The 16,751-nt window shown below is 42.5% G+C and carries 13 protein-coding genes; all 13 read right to left on the bottom strand.

Annotation, left to right across the window (positions count from 1 at the left end):
• Nucleotides 1–32: 32 nt before the first annotated feature.
• The 13 genes from GQF01_RS29575 to GQF01_RS29515 all read right to left on the bottom strand — a co-directional run bounded on the left by GQF01_RS29575 (nt 33) and on the right by GQF01_RS29515 (nt 16,698).
• Nucleotides 33–854 carry a carbohydrate ABC transporter permease gene (locus tag GQF01_RS29575; RefSeq protein ID WP_161410640.1) on the bottom strand — a complete coding sequence of 274 codons (822 nt, stop codon included), beginning with the start codon at nt 852–854 and terminating at the stop codon, nt 33–35.
• Nucleotides 854–1,720: a carbohydrate ABC transporter permease gene (locus tag GQF01_RS29570; protein WP_161410638.1), complete on the bottom strand. Its 867-nt coding sequence runs from the start codon at nt 1,718–1,720 to the stop codon at nt 854–856. The genes GQF01_RS29575 and GQF01_RS29570 overlap by 1 nt, the downstream gene beginning before the upstream one ends.
• A gap of 65 nt (nt 1,721–1,785) precedes the next feature.
• Nucleotides 1,786–3,054: an ABC transporter substrate-binding protein gene (locus GQF01_RS29565; protein ID WP_235960651.1), complete on the bottom strand. Its 1,269-nt coding sequence runs from the start codon at nt 3,052–3,054 to the stop codon at nt 1,786–1,788.
• Nucleotides 3,055–3,264: 210 nt separating this feature from the next.
• Complete coding sequence (locus GQF01_RS29560; RefSeq protein WP_161410634.1) at nt 3,265–4,275, bottom strand: LacI family DNA-binding transcriptional regulator; 1,011 nt, start codon at nt 4,273–4,275, stop codon at nt 3,265–3,267.
• Between the two features lie 204 nt (nt 4,276–4,479).
• Nucleotides 4,480–5,595, bottom strand: coding sequence for a type I phosphomannose isomerase catalytic subunit (locus tag GQF01_RS29555; protein ID WP_161410632.1), 1,116 nt, complete (start codon nt 5,593–5,595; stop codon nt 4,480–4,482).
• Nucleotide 5,596: 1 nt separating this feature from the next.
• Nucleotides 5,597–7,693, bottom strand: coding sequence for a beta-galactosidase (locus tag GQF01_RS29550; protein WP_161410630.1), 2,097 nt, complete (start codon nt 7,691–7,693; stop codon nt 5,597–5,599).
• Nucleotides 7,694–7,711: 18 nt separating this feature from the next.
• Entirely contained in the window at nt 7,712–8,770 is a 1,059-nt protein-coding gene (locus GQF01_RS29545; RefSeq protein WP_161410628.1) for a Gfo/Idh/MocA family protein, read from the bottom strand.
• Nucleotides 8,767–9,591 (bottom strand): sugar phosphate isomerase/epimerase family protein, encoded by an 825-nt coding sequence (locus GQF01_RS29540; RefSeq protein WP_161410626.1) that lies wholly within the window; start codon nt 9,589–9,591, stop codon nt 8,767–8,769. Before GQF01_RS29540 ends, GQF01_RS29545 begins: the two co-directional genes overlap by 4 nt.
• A 27-nt stretch (nt 9,592–9,618) precedes the next feature.
• Nucleotides 9,619–11,145, bottom strand: a complete 1,527-nt coding sequence (locus GQF01_RS29535; RefSeq protein ID WP_161410624.1) for an extracellular solute-binding protein — start codon at nt 11,143–11,145, stop codon at nt 9,619–9,621.
• A 27-nt stretch (nt 11,146–11,172) separates the two neighbouring features.
• Nucleotides 11,173–12,051 carry a carbohydrate ABC transporter permease gene (locus GQF01_RS29530; protein WP_161410622.1) on the bottom strand — a complete coding sequence of 293 codons (879 nt, stop codon included), beginning with the start codon at nt 12,049–12,051 and terminating at the stop codon, nt 11,173–11,175.
• Between the two features lie 12 nt (nt 12,052–12,063).
• Entirely contained in the window at nt 12,064–13,029 is a 966-nt protein-coding gene (locus tag GQF01_RS29525; protein WP_161410620.1) for an ABC transporter permease, read from the bottom strand.
• Nucleotides 13,030–13,205: 176 nt separating this feature from the next.
• Entirely contained in the window at nt 13,206–15,557 is a 2,352-nt protein-coding gene (locus GQF01_RS29520; protein ID WP_161410618.1) for a helix-turn-helix domain-containing protein, read from the bottom strand.
• A gap of 202 nt (nt 15,558–15,759) precedes the next feature.
• A complete protein-coding gene (locus tag GQF01_RS29515; protein ID WP_161410616.1) occupies nt 15,760–16,698 on the bottom strand; it encodes an aldo/keto reductase family protein in 939 nt (312 codons plus the stop codon).
• Nucleotides 16,699–16,751: the final 53 nt, after the last annotated feature.

Raw genomic sequence — 16,751 nt, 5'->3', positions numbered from 1 at the left:
CGGCTGCTCAGTAGTGTTCGTGATGAGACTTTCTACTTCACAGCACCTTGCGTAATACCATTAATAATCCATTTTTGCGCAATCAGATATACGATTACCATTGGGGCAAGCGCAAGCAGATACGAGGCGAATGCCAAGTTGAAATCCGTGCTGAATTGGCCTTGAAACACGTACTGCACAAGAGGAAGCGTGTACGATTCCGGTTTGCCTAAAATAATAAGCGGCAGCATAAAGTCATTCCACGTTGACAAGCAGCTTAATATGGCGATCGTGGCATTGATCGGTGCAAGCAGCGGAAATATAATGCGCCAGAAGGTGCCATAAGTTGAAGCACCGTCAACCGTTGCGGCTTCTTCCAATTCAATCGGTATCGTGCGGATATACCCGACATACACAAAAATGTTGAAAGCAAGTCCATACACGATGTAGAGAATAATTAATCCTGGCATGTTGTTCATATGCAAGTTCGTTGTCAGCTTTACAATTGGAAGCATAATAATTTGGAAAGGAATGAACATCGCACTGATGAAATAAAAATATAAGCCTTTAAAGAACTTGTTGTTCATATTTCGCGCAATCGCATAGGAAACGAGGGAATTGGTCAGAAGTATGAAACCAACGGAACATACAGTGATAACCAAGCTGTTCCCAAAAGCCGTGAAAAAGTCGGTCGCTTCAATGGCATTCGCGAAATTTTCAAAGTGCAATCCAGTCGGCAGCGAGAAGACAGATTTCGCCATCTCCTCCGGATTCTTTAATGCAATTGCAACCGCCATATATAAAGGGAACAAAATAAGTAATGATCCCAGTGCAATCAAACTTGTGACGATCCAGTTCGTGGAGTGTTTGGTCATTAGGCTTCCATCTCCCGTTTCTGCAAAAATTTAAGCTGTAGGACAGAGATGACGACAATTACGATAAAATAAATGACGGCATTCGCGGATTGGTAGGCAAATTCTCCGCCTTGGAAGCCGCCTTGATAAATCAAGAAAGCAATGGACTGCGTCGCGCGACCAGGTCCGCCTCCCGTCAATGCAACAATCTGGTCAAAAACCATCAGGGATCCCTTCATGGCCAGTACCATGTTGATCGTGAAAAAGGATGAGATCATGGGAAATGTAATTTTCCAAAACGTCTGCCATTTACCGGCCCCGTCCAAAGAGGAAGCCTCATAGATATCTTGTGGAATCGTTTGAAGTCCAGAGAGATATAGAATCGTATTAAACGCAATACCTTGCCATACAGCTACTATCACGATCCCGATCCATGCCCATTGTTCATTGCCCAGGATGTTGGTGGACAGGAATTCGATTCCTAATTTCTCACCTAACGTAGGAACAATGTTGGCAAATAGATAGTTGAAGATATAACTGACAATAAGTACGCCAAGTACGTTAGGGAGAAAATAAACCCCTCGGAAGAAATTACGGTATTTAATACGTGAGTTAAGACCTAGTGCAATGAGCAAGCTTATTACATTAATGAATATAGTAACGACAATAGCGTATTTAAACGTAAACAAATAGGAGTTAATGACATTCGCATCTTGAAAGAGATTGATAAAATTCTTAAAGCCTATAAAGTCGTACCCTTCGCTATACCCATCCCAATTTGTGAATGCGTAATATATGCCTTGAAGAGCGGGAAAAGTATGGAAAGCGAAAAACAGGAGCAACGCTGGTATTGCCATACTGTAATACGCCGCTTTTTTTGAAACCATGATGAACCTCCTTTATAAATAGGGAGAGAGCACCCTACGGCGCTCTCTTCTATGTGTATCGGCGCTTACTTGCGGTTAGCAACTTTATCCCACTCGGTATCAAATTGTTTCACATAAGCATTTACATCTTTCTTCTGCAAGTAGCTTTGGATAATCGTATCCGCTTTAACAGCACCAGGAATGTAGTGATCGGAGAAGTCCTCAATGGCGCCGCTCGTGAACGAAGCATTCAGATCCTGTACACTAGCATCGGTTTGATTCACATTTTTCACGGCAGAGAACGCTTTTTGCTCATCAATGTAAGTTTGAACGTTTTCCGCTTTCAGCATGAATTCAATGAACTTCTTAGCCTCATTAGCGTGCTTGCTGTTTTTGGAAATCGTCAGCAGGGTATCAACGCCGGAAACAACTTTATTCTTAGCAGGGTCGTTCGTCGCTGGGAATGGGAATACACCCAAATCTATGCTAGGATTCGCTTTTTTGATTTCCGGAATAGCCCATACCCCTTGCAGATACATGGCCGATTCACCTTTAGCGAAAGCCGTGTTACCATCGTTGTAGCCCTTGCCCATCATATCCTTTTGACCAAAATCCAAAAGCTTTAATTGCTTGTCAGCTACTTCACGGAATTCTGGGCTGTCAAACTTCACTGAGCCTTTTGATCTTTTATCATAGAAATCAATACCCACAATGTTGGTTGACAAGGAGTTAAATGGCACCATCACTGTCCAAGAGTCTTTGATCGTCAAGTAGAACGGAGTTTTACCGGCATCCTTCACTTTTTGAGCGGTAGCCAGCAATTCATCCCAGGTTTTCGGAACGCTTAGACCCAGCTCTTTAAACATCGTTTTATTGTAAATGACACCACTTGCATTAGCTGTAAAAGGAATTGCGCTGAGTTGATCGCTTCCTGTCAGTTTCTTCAACATATTAATGTAGGAAGGTTGAATATTCGCTGTAAGAGAGTCATTCGAAAAATCAGTAAATAATCCGCTCTTGGATAGCTGAGCAAACGTATCCGTTGCTCCGAGACCAATGATATCGGGCACATCTTTTTTGGCAACACGCGTTTTCAGAACCGTCTCCGCATCTGGCGGGTTGACTTGAGTCACGATAATGTTCGGATTCGCATCGTTAAACTTTTTTACCAGAGCATCGAAGGAGGCTTTCGCTTCCGCTTTATTTTGGAAGAACTCCAGCTTCACTTTCTCACCTGTTGCAGATGAAGTTGCCGGAGTGGAACCAGGTTCACTGTTCGTTTTTCCAGCTCCACAGCCTGCCAGCACGGAAAGTGCAAGGACGCTTGTAAAAATTGTTGTCGTTGTTTTTTTCATCGAAGAAACCTCCATTTTATAAAAGAAATATGAGTCTGACTTATCATTTTGAGTAAACGTTTACTTAAGGGAGAAAAAAAAGAACCAACGAATTTCTTCACATCACCACCCGTAAGAAATGAATCCTGTTAAATTGAATGACTCTAAAACTTTAAAAAAGCAGTATGTTAGGTTAAACGTTTACTAAAAATTCTGAAAAAGAAGCCCTTTTCAAGGCTTGGATCTCACGGTTTGTCTTTCCACCAGTTGATGGCTTACGATGCTGCTCGACACTTGCGTTTCACTGTGTTCAATTAAAGAAATCAGTTTCTCGGAAGCCATGCGCCCCATCATTGTCAGCGGTTGATGTATGGTCGTTAGCGGCGGATAGACCATTCTCGCAAATTTCAAATCGTCATAACCTATGATCGAAAGATCATCCGGAATCTTGAGCCCTTGTTCAAAGCAATAATTCATGGCGCCAATGGCCATCTCATCGCTTGCCGCGAACACTGCTGTAAAAGGAGGCGCTTCCGTCAACAGCTTCTTCATAGCTTCCCTGCTGCGCTCCAATTGAAAACCACCAATGGCTACTCGCGATTCGAGGTATTCAATACCATTGTCAGTCAAAGCCTGACGGTACCCCTCTAAACGTGGATATCCCGCTATCTGATCTTTAAGCGAACCGCTGATCATGGCGATCTCCCGGTGTCCCTTCTGAATAAGATAGCTTGTCGCATGGTAGGCAGCTTGACGATCATCGACTTTGACATACGGTATCATATGTTTTTGGGACATTGTATTTACAAGGATAACTGGAACTCGCATTTCCTTAATGGCTTGATAGTATTCATCCTTAAGCACTTCACTTGTGAAAACAATGCCATCTACCTGCTTCTCCCTGAGAACTTGCAGATACTTCATGGTCCGCTTGCCTTCTTCAGCCGTATTGCACACTATGACACTGAACCCTTTTTCTTGAGCAGTCTCTTCAATCCCATGAAGAATATCAGATGAGAAGCTGCTGGACACATGCGGAAACAAGACACCAATGGTCTGAGTCCTCTTATTAACGAGCCCTCTTGCAATCGCATTAGGTTGATAACCCAGCTCTTCCACCGCTTGCATAACCTTTTGTCTGGTTCTGTCTGAATAGCCAGCGAGGTTGTGCAGCACCCTTGAAACCGTGGCGACAGAGACATTCGCTGCCTTGGCCACATCTTTAATTGTCGGAGGATTCATACGGTAAATTCCCTACTTTGCATAACATCTGATTGATTACGTAAACGTTTAAGTAATTTTAGAATAGTCGCCTGTGCAGGATTTGTCAAACATTTTTTAAATCGCTTACAAAAACGCTATAAGGTCAAACTTCTGTGCGCTTGCAATTGAGCTGTAACAATTCATAACCCCATCCTCAAATGAGAATGGGGTTATTGCTTTGAATCAAGAAGTTGGCGGGTAACAAAGAATCACCTGCAAAGGTAATTCTCCTTCACTGTTCCACTTCATAGTGGAGATAGAAACTGGTAAGAAAAAGGTGTTCCCTTGACCGATAACTATCATTCCTGACTCATAGGACAGAGTCCCTTTTCCTTGTGTGACGATTGCGATAGCGAAGGTGCCGTTTAACTTGTGTGTAAACACATCATTGACTGTCAAACGGTCCATAGTGAAGCGGTCGGTATCCGTTGACTGAATGAGTGCTGACAAATTTCCACCGCTAGATTCTTGCAATAGGCTCGGCTGCTTGGTCCACTTGTGTTTTATTTGCTCCAACGAATGGTTCTCATAATGGAAACAGTTCAACATCTCATCGAAGCCCAACCCCTGATGGCAGGCCTTATCGGGCACATGGTTGCCTCTTGGTGTGGTTCGCTCTGTCCGAAGTGTGTAGTCTGTAGGCTCTTGGATTTCAATTAGGAAGCATCCGCTTCCGATTGCGTGAGGGACGCCACCTTCAACAAGGAAAATATCGCCTTCTCGTACTGGAATCCGATGCAGCGCATCAATCATGCCTGGAATATCCTGCAATTCGAACAGACTCTTCCATGCTTCAGCCGTCACTCCCGGCTTAAAGCCAAATAAAACATAAGGTTCTTCGCCATCAATTGTTCTGCCGCCCAGCACATACCAAGCCTCCGTTTTACCGAATCGAGACTGGAACTTGCTTTCCGCGAACTGTCTATCTGGATGCACTTGAATCGTCAGGCGTTCACTGGAATCGAGCAATTTAACTAATACGGCTGTTTGGGAGCCAAACTTCTCGAGATGTGCTTTGCCCAAAAATGCTACTGGATCGGAATCAATCACTTCTTGCAAAGTGGTAATCGATTGATCAGCCAACTTAACCTTGCTTAATCCCTCTTGCAGATGTTCACGGCCGACATTGACAGCCTTCACGACCGAAGCCACCCATTCCTCTGGAAAACTGCTATCTTCTGGAGCAGGTTGTTGCTGCCATTGGTCGATAAGTTTGCCTCCTGAATAGGTTCGCCATACCCGGTTTGGCTGCAGCTGAATCGGTTGATTACTCAATTCTTTGAAAAGATGATGTGACAACTTATCCCCTCCACGAAAGTTTGTAGATGCTCACGTCTTTTGCAGGAATGGTAACACCGAAGGATGCACGTCCCTGCTCCTGCCTACTATCAAGCTTGCAGCTATGTGTAATGCAGGAGACAGCCTCTAACTCTGATTCTATGCCGCTTAGATGCACATCAGAGGAGATAGACTCATTTGTATAATTGAATACAAACAAAAGCATTCCGTCTTCCCCTTTCAAGGAACACAATTTCAATCTAGAATCCGTTATTGAATGAAGAGAAAGTGAATACAACGCATCCAAATACTGGACCCATTTTCGTACATCCGCCGAAGGTTCTTTATGGTACCCGTACCACAGCATGCTGGAAATGTAGAGGACACGGCCTTTACCAATTGGTGAGTTCAGCACCCCTGGATGATGATCCGAATAGCTTCCCCATACTTCAACATCTGGACGATCGACGCTTAGTATCTTCCGTTCAAAATAACCAGGCAGGCTTGACTTCTCTCCATCTTCAAGTGAAATTTGCAAGTCCAACGGATCAATGTCGATCAAATGATAGCCAAGATCAGCATTCAAGTCCCCGCCAGGCAAGAGCGCATTCATAAGACTATCTTCCTTTATTTCGCCAAATTTACCGTCTGCAATAATGGTTCCGCCTTGCTCAGCGAACTGCTTAAGCGCCGCTGCAAGTTCAGACCCAATCGTCAGTTGATTCGTTAAGAACAGTGTTCCGAATGCAGACGCTTTGCCATTCTTCACATCATCTGGAGTGATAAACTTAGCTGGTATATTCAGCTCCCATAAACACTCATATAATCCGGCGATGGAGTTAATATAGATGTTGGCTTCTTCAGGCACCGTTAACGTAAAGGCTTTGGTAAAATCATGTGTCAACTTATCATACATAATAGCGACACGCGGTTGTTCAGGATCATAGGTTGTAAATGCTGCGCGATGCTCCTTAAGAATTCCACCGATTTCTGCAGCCGCATCTGCTCTAGGCGTAAAACCCCCTTGCGGATCTACCAAGCCGCGTCCAGCCGTTTGAATTCCTTTCATAAACGGGTCCCACTTCCAGTAAATAAGTCCCTTAGCCCCATGTGAAATAGCTTCCCAATTCCACCATTTAATTTCGTATGGGTAAACCAAGCTTTTTGGTTTAAACATACTCCTATGATGACTTTGCAGCTCAGAGATCCAGAACCGACCTGTTTTGGTCGCAGAGTGAACACCAACAAAGGTTTCCCAGCGTTTATAATGAGGGGTGCCTTCTAGCGTTTCTTTGGGATAAAATGAGATTCCATACTCATCTACGTTCTCTGCTATGTTCCAATCATCATGAGGTCTTGTATAGAAATTGTCCGTAGCGACCATGGAATTAATATTGTCAGCGATTGTCAGGCGATCTGGATCAACAGCCTTAATATAGCCTCGCCATTCACGCATAATGATCCCCATATTCGCCTTGCGGAATTGCTCCCAATCAACAAATGGCATTACACTAGCCCATAGCCAGTATGTGAACTCAATTTGCTGCCAGTCATAATACGAACGGTCCCATACTTCATTCAATCGTGCAATAGTACCATATTTTTCCTCTAACCAGCTGCGGAATAATTGCAAAGTGTACCGATCATAGGAAGTAAACATTGTTTCATTCAAAATATCGTACCCGTATAGCGCTGGGGAATGTTTATACGCTTCTGCTGCAGCCGTGTAATGCTTCTTTACAAGCTGTTTGACTTCTGGATGATTATAGTTTAAATAGTCAAAAATAATTTTATCGTTATCAACCGTTCCATTTGCTTTTTTGGCGTAATAGTCTTCCTTCATTAAAAAATCCGGCGCATACTCGAGTGCGGTAATTTGGCCTGCCAGCTCCATGATCACTTGCATCCCAATCTGTTCGGCATATGCTAAGATTTCGATTCCTGTTTGAAAAGGGTAGTTGACATTCGCTTTATTCTCCCACCAGAAGAAAGCCGGCCAGATGACAACGAAATTCATGCCGCAACGCTTCATATCATCTAATTTTCTTCTTATATCCTCAAGTGAAAACTCTCTATGTACCTTAAGAACGGAACCATACGGAAAGTCTGAGTTCGTCATTGAAATCTCCTTACAACTTTACAAATTTTGTCGATGACATTCTTCCATTACAGCGATTTGTTGACGTACTTGTTGTGGTGTAACTTCCAGTTCTTTTCCATTTACAAGCGTTTGATAAATCATGGTATAAAAGCTTTGAGCCATCGTATGGAATAAATCATTGCCTTGCTCGATGGGGGCATCCCAGCTCTCTTCATACCATTTCAATTGTTCACGGCAATAAGCAGGCTCATTTTTTTCATTGACCAGAGGCGTTGTCACCAATTTCAGCTCTCCCGCTTCTTCTTGTTTGAAATATTTCCAGTCCAAATGCTTGGTGCTCCCGTTGATTCCGCCTCGAGTCCCTTGGACATTATAAGTAAAACTCGGATATGCACAGCAGGAGGAAATTTCCACATCAATGACTGGACGTCCATGGCCATGCAGGATGATTTTCACATAGTCCTCGGCATCTCCAGCTGTATTCGCGCGATCCATAATAGAAGTAATATTGGGCATTTCCTCGCTGCCATAAAATTGGAGCGCCTGATCTACTGGATGCGGCCCCGTATTTAAGAGGTTGCCTCCATCATTAGCTCGTAATGTCTGCCAATCCCATCTTCTTGCAAAATTGTTGTAGGCAATACTAACCTGAACCACTCTGCCTATTACGCCGGATTTAATAATTTCCTGCACTTGCCGATAGGCAGGTGCATACCTGGATTGCTGATAGATAGCCAGCAATTTCCCCGTTTTCTTCGCTGTGTCAATCAAGATATCGACCTCATCTACCGTTCGGGCAAGCGGTTTCTCAGATAGGACATGAAAGCCATTTTCCATAATTTCCTTTGAAATTTCAAAATGAAAATGGCTAGGTGATGCATTGATAATTAAATCCAGATCATCTCTCTTAAACAGATCATGGTAATCACGATAAACATCGCAGTTCAACTCTTTTTTTGCTCTTTCCAGCCGTTCTTCCAGCATGTCCGCTACGGCAACAATGTCATACTGCTCTTTCATTTGACTCAGGGAGTAGGCGTGTATATCACGCCCACTCCGTCCTTGACCAATAATAGCAACTCTGATCTTTTTCATACCGTTACCTCCGCTGCTAAATTGCGCATATATTGTACATACTGGGGAAATGCAATCTCAGGATTCTCTAGTTCTGGATGCCATTTTTTCTCCCATTCCAAAGTAAAATAGCCCTCATATCCCTCACGTTTTAATAACGTATAAATGTCTTTCAATGGGATATCGCCTTCTCCGGTTAAACAGTATTGGAAACCTTCTGCTCCGTTCTCCTCGATACGTGAATCTTTCACATGTGTGTATTCGATCCATTGTCCCAATGCCTTCCAGCTATCCTCAGGTTGCTCACCAACCATACGATATGGATGATGCACATCCCACAGCACCCCTATAGCATCGGTATTAACCAATTCCAATACTTTTTTCATATTTGCGCAAGAAATCCAATCATCATGAGTTTCAATCAAAAGCTTAACACCGTATGTCTTAGCGATGTTTGCCATTTCACTTACATGCTTAACGACCTTTTGAATAGCCGTTTCCCGATCGGCATCCCCAATTTTGCCGCCAAATACACGAATATAGCGAGTTCCGAAAATGCTGCAAAGCTTTGCGAATTCGGTAATTTCCTGCAGGTTTTTATCGTAATTTTCCTCAAAAAATAAATGGACTGAGCTGGAGAAGCAAGAAACATGCAATCCGGCATCGGTGATTTTATGAAGCGTTTCTTCCACCTGCACGGAGAATTCCGGAAGCTTATAAATATTCATTTCCCCGGTTAACCCTCTAAAGTCGATTGCATCAAAACCATATTCGGTGGCGCTGGAAATAATTTTGTCTAAGGACCATTCCGGGCATCCTAGTGTGGTGAAGGATAATTTCATATAGGTTCACTCCATATCGTCTAATTTTTAACCATTTTTCTTTTTGTAGGATTCATTCATTTCCTGAACAATTTTAAGAAAGTTGGCATCTCCCTTTAATTCTGCAACGAATTTGTCATAGCTTGCGGAACTTTCCTTACCTACAATCACCTTGATCTTCATATCCGTAATTTTCTTCTGGTATTCAGGCCAGTATTTCACCCAAGCATCAGAATCAACTCCGATAGATGGATCAAGAACCGCAAATTTAGCCCGTTCATCAATAATTTTGGCGTGGGCATCGTAGTAGTCCTTAGTGATACCAGACTTATAAGCTTTCTGATACTTATCAAATTTCAAAAATATTTGTCCCATCGCTTGTTGAGATACGTTATCTTTCTTTGCTTGCTCCGTCGGAATCTTAAATCCGTCCTGCTCAGTGAAATGAACATCCTTAAAGCCGTAATTCGCCAAGTCGGATCCTTCATCAGATGCACCGTAGTCCATAAACGCCATAATTTTCTTTACCTTTGCTTCAGGTACTTTTTTAGGAATCAAGAACATGCCGAACGAACCTGGATCGGTTACCGATGTATCGTTCAATGAAACAAGTGGTTTCACGTAGGCATCAGGAGTTTGCTTTCTGAGCTCAGCCGTTGACTCCCAGGCTTGGTCCATAGGAACGGCATCAATACCGCCTTTTCCTGCCTTCATCATATCTAGCGTCTGTGTCTGTTTCAAAATACTAAAATCTTCCGGGATCAACTTCTCCACGTAGAGTTTATTCAAATAAGTAAGAGCTTCTTTTTGTGAAGGCAAGAAAATGATAGGCGTCAAAACGCCATTCTCCAGCTTCCAATCCCCAACCGTTTTCGTAAAGGCCGTCTCGATGACATTGAATTTACCTATTCCAGTCGGATCCGCATACCCCAAGAAGCCATAGGTATCATTTTTGCCGTTACCGTCTGGATCTTTCGTTGCAAAAGCTTTCATAACTTCATACAACTCATCTGTGTTAGCAGGTTCTTTCAAGCCCAATTTATCCAGCCAATCCTTACGGATATTCAATCCCGTCTGCCCATATACAGGCCTTACACGTGGAATTCCATAGTTTTTACCATCGCCAAATGCGAGATTCTTCCAGGTAAGTTCGGGGAACTTAGCGAGATTCGGATAGCTTTTATACATCGTAGTTAAATCCCAGAATGCCCCCTGCTGTGCCATGCTTTTCACCAACGGGTATCTTTGGGGGTAGTCAGCAAGAATTAAATCCGGTAAATCGCCCGATGCCAACGTCACATTTAACTTGTCAGCGTAGTTATTCGGAGATACCCACGTGATTTTAAGTTTCGTGTTCGTCCGTTTCTCGATCTCTTTGACAATCAAATTATCTTCACCCGGGGGCTCCTGAGAAAAGAATGTGGACATGATACTGATTGTCGTAGGCTCCTCTTTCTTATCACTACCACCTGCATTCGTTCCCGATTTGGAACTGCAAGCTGCCGTTGTTACCAGCAATACGGCTGCTGTCGTGAGTGTAACCGCTCTCAACATTAACTCTTTCTTTAAAACCATCTTGAAAACCTCCTCTTAATTTATATATCATTCCTTAACAGAACCGACCATAACACCTTTTGCAAAATGTTTCTGCAGGAATGGGTATACCAGGATAATCGGTACTGTAGCAACAACAACGGCTGCCATCTTCAAGGTTTCTTTCGGCATTTCTTGTTCTGAAGCGATTTGACTGGCAAGATCGCCTCCGCTCGTCGAGGAATCGATCAGCATATTTTGAAGCAAGACCTGAAGCGGCCACTTGTCAAAGTCGTTAATGTAGAGAATGGCGTGAAAAAATACGTTCCAATAGCTAACGGCGTAGAATAGTCCAAAAGCCGCCAAAGAGGGGAGTGATAGAGGAAGGATGACTTTTAGCCAAATCCCCAAATCATTGCTGCCGTCAATGCTTGCTGCCTCTTCTAAACTTACTGGTATACTGTCATAGAAACTCTTCATCAGAAAAATGTACCATCCACTGGTTAAGGCCGGTATGATTAGTGACCAGATACTATTGATAAGTCCCAGGCTTTTCACAACCAGATACGGTGGAATAATACCGGGGTTAAACAAGATCGAAATTAACACGAGCAGTAGTAAAATCTTCCTCCCCCTTAACCGCTTTCTGGACAAGGAATATGCAAAACTTGATGTAACAGCAAGGCTTAACAATGTTCCCACAATAGCGAGAAACGCACTATTTCCCCCAGCACGGATGAATGCGCCTGTTGACAGCAAATACTTATAATTCACGAGTGTCCATTCGGATGGCAAGATGAAAGCCCCCGCTTTCTGGATATACTCGGAAGGCGTTGCAAAGGAGACAATTACGATATAGAGAAAGGGTATTATCGTAACGATCCCAGCAAAAATAAGTATGATCGTGACCAAGAGATCAAAAGTCAATCCCTTCACATTTCTTGTCATTGTCCAGCCTCCTCAATATAAGCCATCTTCGCCAAATTTTTTGGCCAACCAGTTCGTTGACACAACCAGAATCAATGCCACAACGGATTTGAAAAGCCCCACTGCTGTTGTAAAACTAAATTGCCCGTTTTTGACCCCCATACGGAAAACATAGGTTTCAAATACATCCGATACACTAGAAACCGCGCTGCTGGTCATCAAATATACTTGTTCAAAGCCGACATCCATGACTTGTCCCAGCCTTAATATCAACAAGGTAATGACTACATTTCTTATAGAAGGCAAGGTAACATACCACATTTGATGCAAACGATTCGCACCATCCATCTTTGATGCTTCGTACAGAGCGGGATCCGTTCCCGCAATTGCCGCCAGGAAAATGACCGTTCCCCATCCGGCTTCTTTCCATATCGATTGCAAGGTAAGCATGATCCAGAAATAATTCGGATTCGTCAGAAAGTCGATTTTCTCAAAGCCCATCATAGCGACGACATTATTGATGACCCCTCCAGTCCGTGAAAATAATAGAAAGGTCATGCCGGCTATAATTACCCATGAGAAGAAATGCGGTAAATAGACGATGCTTTGAATCGTTGTTTTAAATTTCATATTACGAACTTCGTTTAATAGAAGAGACACGATAATGGGTACTGGAAAGAAAAACACCAGATTAAGGAGACTAATCATCATCGTATTTCTAAACAAATTCCAAAACTCACTGCCAAGGAAGAACCGTTCAAAATTCTCGAAGCCTACCCACTTGCTGTGTAAAAAACCTTGATAGGGGGAGTACTCCTGAAACGCAATCAGAATGCCTCCCATCGGTACATACTTGAAAATCAGAAAATAAAGAATACCAGGCAGAGCTAATAGATAGAGGTATCTATCCCTTAGAATGTCTTTTACAGCAAGCTGAAAATTACTTTTTCTTGCCGTTTGTTTGTCTACCTTGCCTACTTCTAACGAGACTTTTGGCATGCCTTACCACCTTTCTTGTGCTTCCATATTTCATGATCTGAATGTACATGAGGGCCCTATTTATCACAATTAAACATTTTCCTAAATCCATTAACTGAGGTAGTACTTTTTCCTAAAAGCTGATTTCAAGCCATTTCAAGCCCATTTCCACAAAAAAAAGGCTACATGCTCTCGCATTATAGCCCTAATCCTGCCTCTCTATATTCACCAGGAGTAACACCTTCTGATTTTTTAAAAAGCTTATTGAAATAGGAAGGCTGATAACCCACTCTTCCAGCAATTTCAGTTACCTTTAAATCCGTGTTTCTTAGCAGCTCTTTAGATTTCTCGATGCGAACTTCAGTAAGATAATCAATAAAGTTCTGTTTGGTGACTTCCGCGAAGACGGCACTTAATCGTTTCGGCAGGATGCCAATTTTATCTGATAAATATTCCAATGAGATATCATTCATATATTCCTGAGCAATCATTTCCTTGACCTTATGAATCGTTTGTTTCATCTCGATACCCTGCTTCTCGGATAATGCTTTGAGAAAAGGCAAAATCACCGCATTTCTGAACCACTTATTAATTTCGTCGATTTCCTTTAATTGGAACAGTTGCTCATATAGATTGATTCCCTGGCTTGCGCTAGCATGGGCTACATCAAGCTGTATCATGGCTCGCAAAACACTGCTGAGCAGCTGAGCTGTAAATTGTTGAATCTGGAATGCCTTCCCAGCATTATGTTTTAAGACGGTATGAAACTCTTGCAGGAGCTGAATCGTTTCTTCTTCTGCCCTCATTTGAAGCGCATGAATCAAATCTTTCTCAATTTGAAACGGATAGCCCAGATTCTCTTTCACATACGGAATAAAATCATCGGTGCTAAGAATTTGCCCGTGCTCCCCAATTTCCCGGAAATGCAGACATTGCTTGACCTCATTCAATGCTTTTGGCAGATTCTTAAGATCATTGGCTGGCCTGCTGATCCCTACTGCTACATGAACGCCTAATAATTTAGTGATCATGTTGATCAATTCATTCGAGATTTTGTAAAGCTCGCTTTTGATTTGCTCCCCTGGCTTATCCTGCTCGAATGATACGAGTAACGAAACGGATAAGTTATGGAGGTTAATAACCTCCATGTTAGCTTTATCCATGGAAAGTTCCTCAATAATATTAGCAGCCGCGAAGGTAACAAGTTGTTCGTCCCCTTCCACAAACCTTTTACTTGTTTCAGAGAATGGCGATAATTGAATGAGCAGCAGAGTAAACTTTTGATTTACGGTGTCCCAACCATGTCCCTCCAAGCGTACCCGCAGCTCGTTCTCCGAAAAGAAATACAGCTGATCCTGTATCAATTGCAGCAAAAAGCCTTTTTTTATGCTATAGCGATTCTCTTCCAATAGAGATTGAAACAATTCACTTTTACGCGTAATATTAAGCCACTTGTCTTCTATGAACTTGATTTCGTCCGAACGATCTTCTTCTTCTGGTATTTTGTTGCTTATTCCCCCGCCAAACATTTGAACTAAGCGCTTAATCGGCCGATACATGCGTTGTGAAGCAAACCAAGACAATAAAGCGGCGATAACTAACCCCATAAAACTTACACCTAGCATTAGCTTGGAAGTTAATGTAATCGGTTGCATTACTTGCGAGATTGGCGTACCAATCACATATCTCCAACCGGAACGAGAGAATGTAGCCGTGGCAACGGAGTATTCCTCGCCTTCCCATTTGACAGTGAAAGATTCCTGACCCGAATCATCTTTTAACACTTTGCTTCTTATTAAATCCTTTAAAGGTTGTTTGGATGCATCCGTCTCTTTGCCTGATGTGATCCAATCGCCACTCGGCTTCATAATAAAAGAAATCCCATTCTCATAAGGATTCAATTGTGTAATTTCTTTATCAATCATGTTTTTGTCCAAATATACTAAGAGTGCTCCATATGGCCTCGTACTTATGAAGGGAAGTTTATGCACTAATACTAAAGGAAACAACGACGAAACATCGCTTGGATAGAAGTTCTCCGTGTCGCTCCAATACATCAGGTCTTCCGATTTTAATATCGAATCATAGGTTCCTTTATTCAAGCCATCTTTGAGCCAAATGGCCCCTCGATCATTAGAAACTAACATCTGTTGATTCTCTAGAAATAAATCAATCCTCATGATCATGGGATCAGAGCTTTGTGTCACTGCTAACCATCGATAAATATCTTGCATGACCTGAAATTCTTCAATGAAATTAGCATGCCTAATTTTTTCATCAAATATAGAATTAGCTGCTCCTTTGTCCACAGTCATCTCAAGCTGCGAGAACTGCTCATCGAACCGTTTGAAAACTTGTTCAAGCTGGTACTTATTCTTTTGATATACTTCTTTCTCTACTTGGTTAATTCCAATCATATAAGTGCTAATTCCAATAATAGCTGTTGGGAAACTAGTTACAATTAAAACAAAAATCAGACTTTTTCGAAAATAATTACCTCTGAGGCCCCGATTATTCACTTTAAATTTCAGCATCGATAGTACACTCATATAAATCTCCTTATACGATGAGATTGAAACGAAAAAAGCGGCATTAAAGAGACCACGACAATTATAGTATAAATTTCGACATATTTCTTCGTTCTCCTTTAAGAGGATGAAATAACTACACTAAAAAAGCGCTAACATGATATTGTCATACAATTTATGAAAAGCAAAAAGCCGGCCATTATGGCCGACTTTCCAACATTTCTTATGCCAATATGGATTCGATTTTATCGATTACATCCGATGAGAGCTCGATACCGGATGCCTTCGCATTTTCCTCTACCTGCTCTGGACGGCTTGCACCCACTAGCGCACTAGCAACATTAGGCTGTCTCAAAATCCAAGCTAATGCTAGTTGAGCTACAGAGATTCCCAGCTCCTTAGCGATACCATCGAGCTGTCCGACTTTGGCAATCTTCTCTTCCGTGATCCCGTTCCGCATGCCTTCGAGTTTAGCGGCACGGCTGTCTGCAGGAATGTCCGAGATCGATGTGTACTTCCCGCTAAGAAGACCCTGAGCGAGTGGTGAGAAAACGACTTGGCCGATGCCTTTTTGTTCGCCGAGTGGAATCACTTCTTTTTCAATATAACGGTTGAACATGTTATAAACCGGTTGATTGACGACAATACGATCAAGCAAATATTTATCAGCTACTGCAAGAGCTTCTGCCATTTGTACAGCAGTCCATTCGCTGACTCCGGCATACAAAATTTTGCCTTGTCTCACCATATCATCGATGGTTCGAAGGGTTTCCTCTACAGGAGTTTCAGGATCAAAACGGTGACAATAATAGATATCTACATAATCCGTATTCAAACGCTTAAGGCTGGCATGTAATTGCTCGAACACATGCTTACGGGACAATCCCCTGTCATTGGGACCAGAACCCATTGGCCAAAACACTTTGGTAGCAAGAACATAGGAATCGCGGGAGTAAGTGTTGAGAGCCTCTCCTACCACTTTCTCGGCTTCTCCACGTTCATACACGTTAGCTGTATCAAAAAAATTGATACCCAGATCGTACGCTTTGTGAATCGAATCTACTGCATTTTTCTTTTCGACATAACCACCGTATGTAAGCCAACTGCCTAAGCTAATCTCACTAACCTTTAGTCCCGATTTGCCTAATTTTCGGTATCTCATGTACTTCATTCCCTCCATTTTGTTCTAGCATCTTGACTACCTAATGATAAAGC

This window comes from Paenibacillus silvestris (genome assembly GCF_009882985.1).
Taxonomy (GTDB): Bacteria; Bacillota; Bacilli; order Paenibacillales; family NBRC-103111; genus Paenibacillus_E; species Paenibacillus_E silvestris.
The sequence above is the reverse complement of the archived record's forward strand: the minus strand, read 5'-3'. Positions and strand labels throughout refer to the sequence as shown.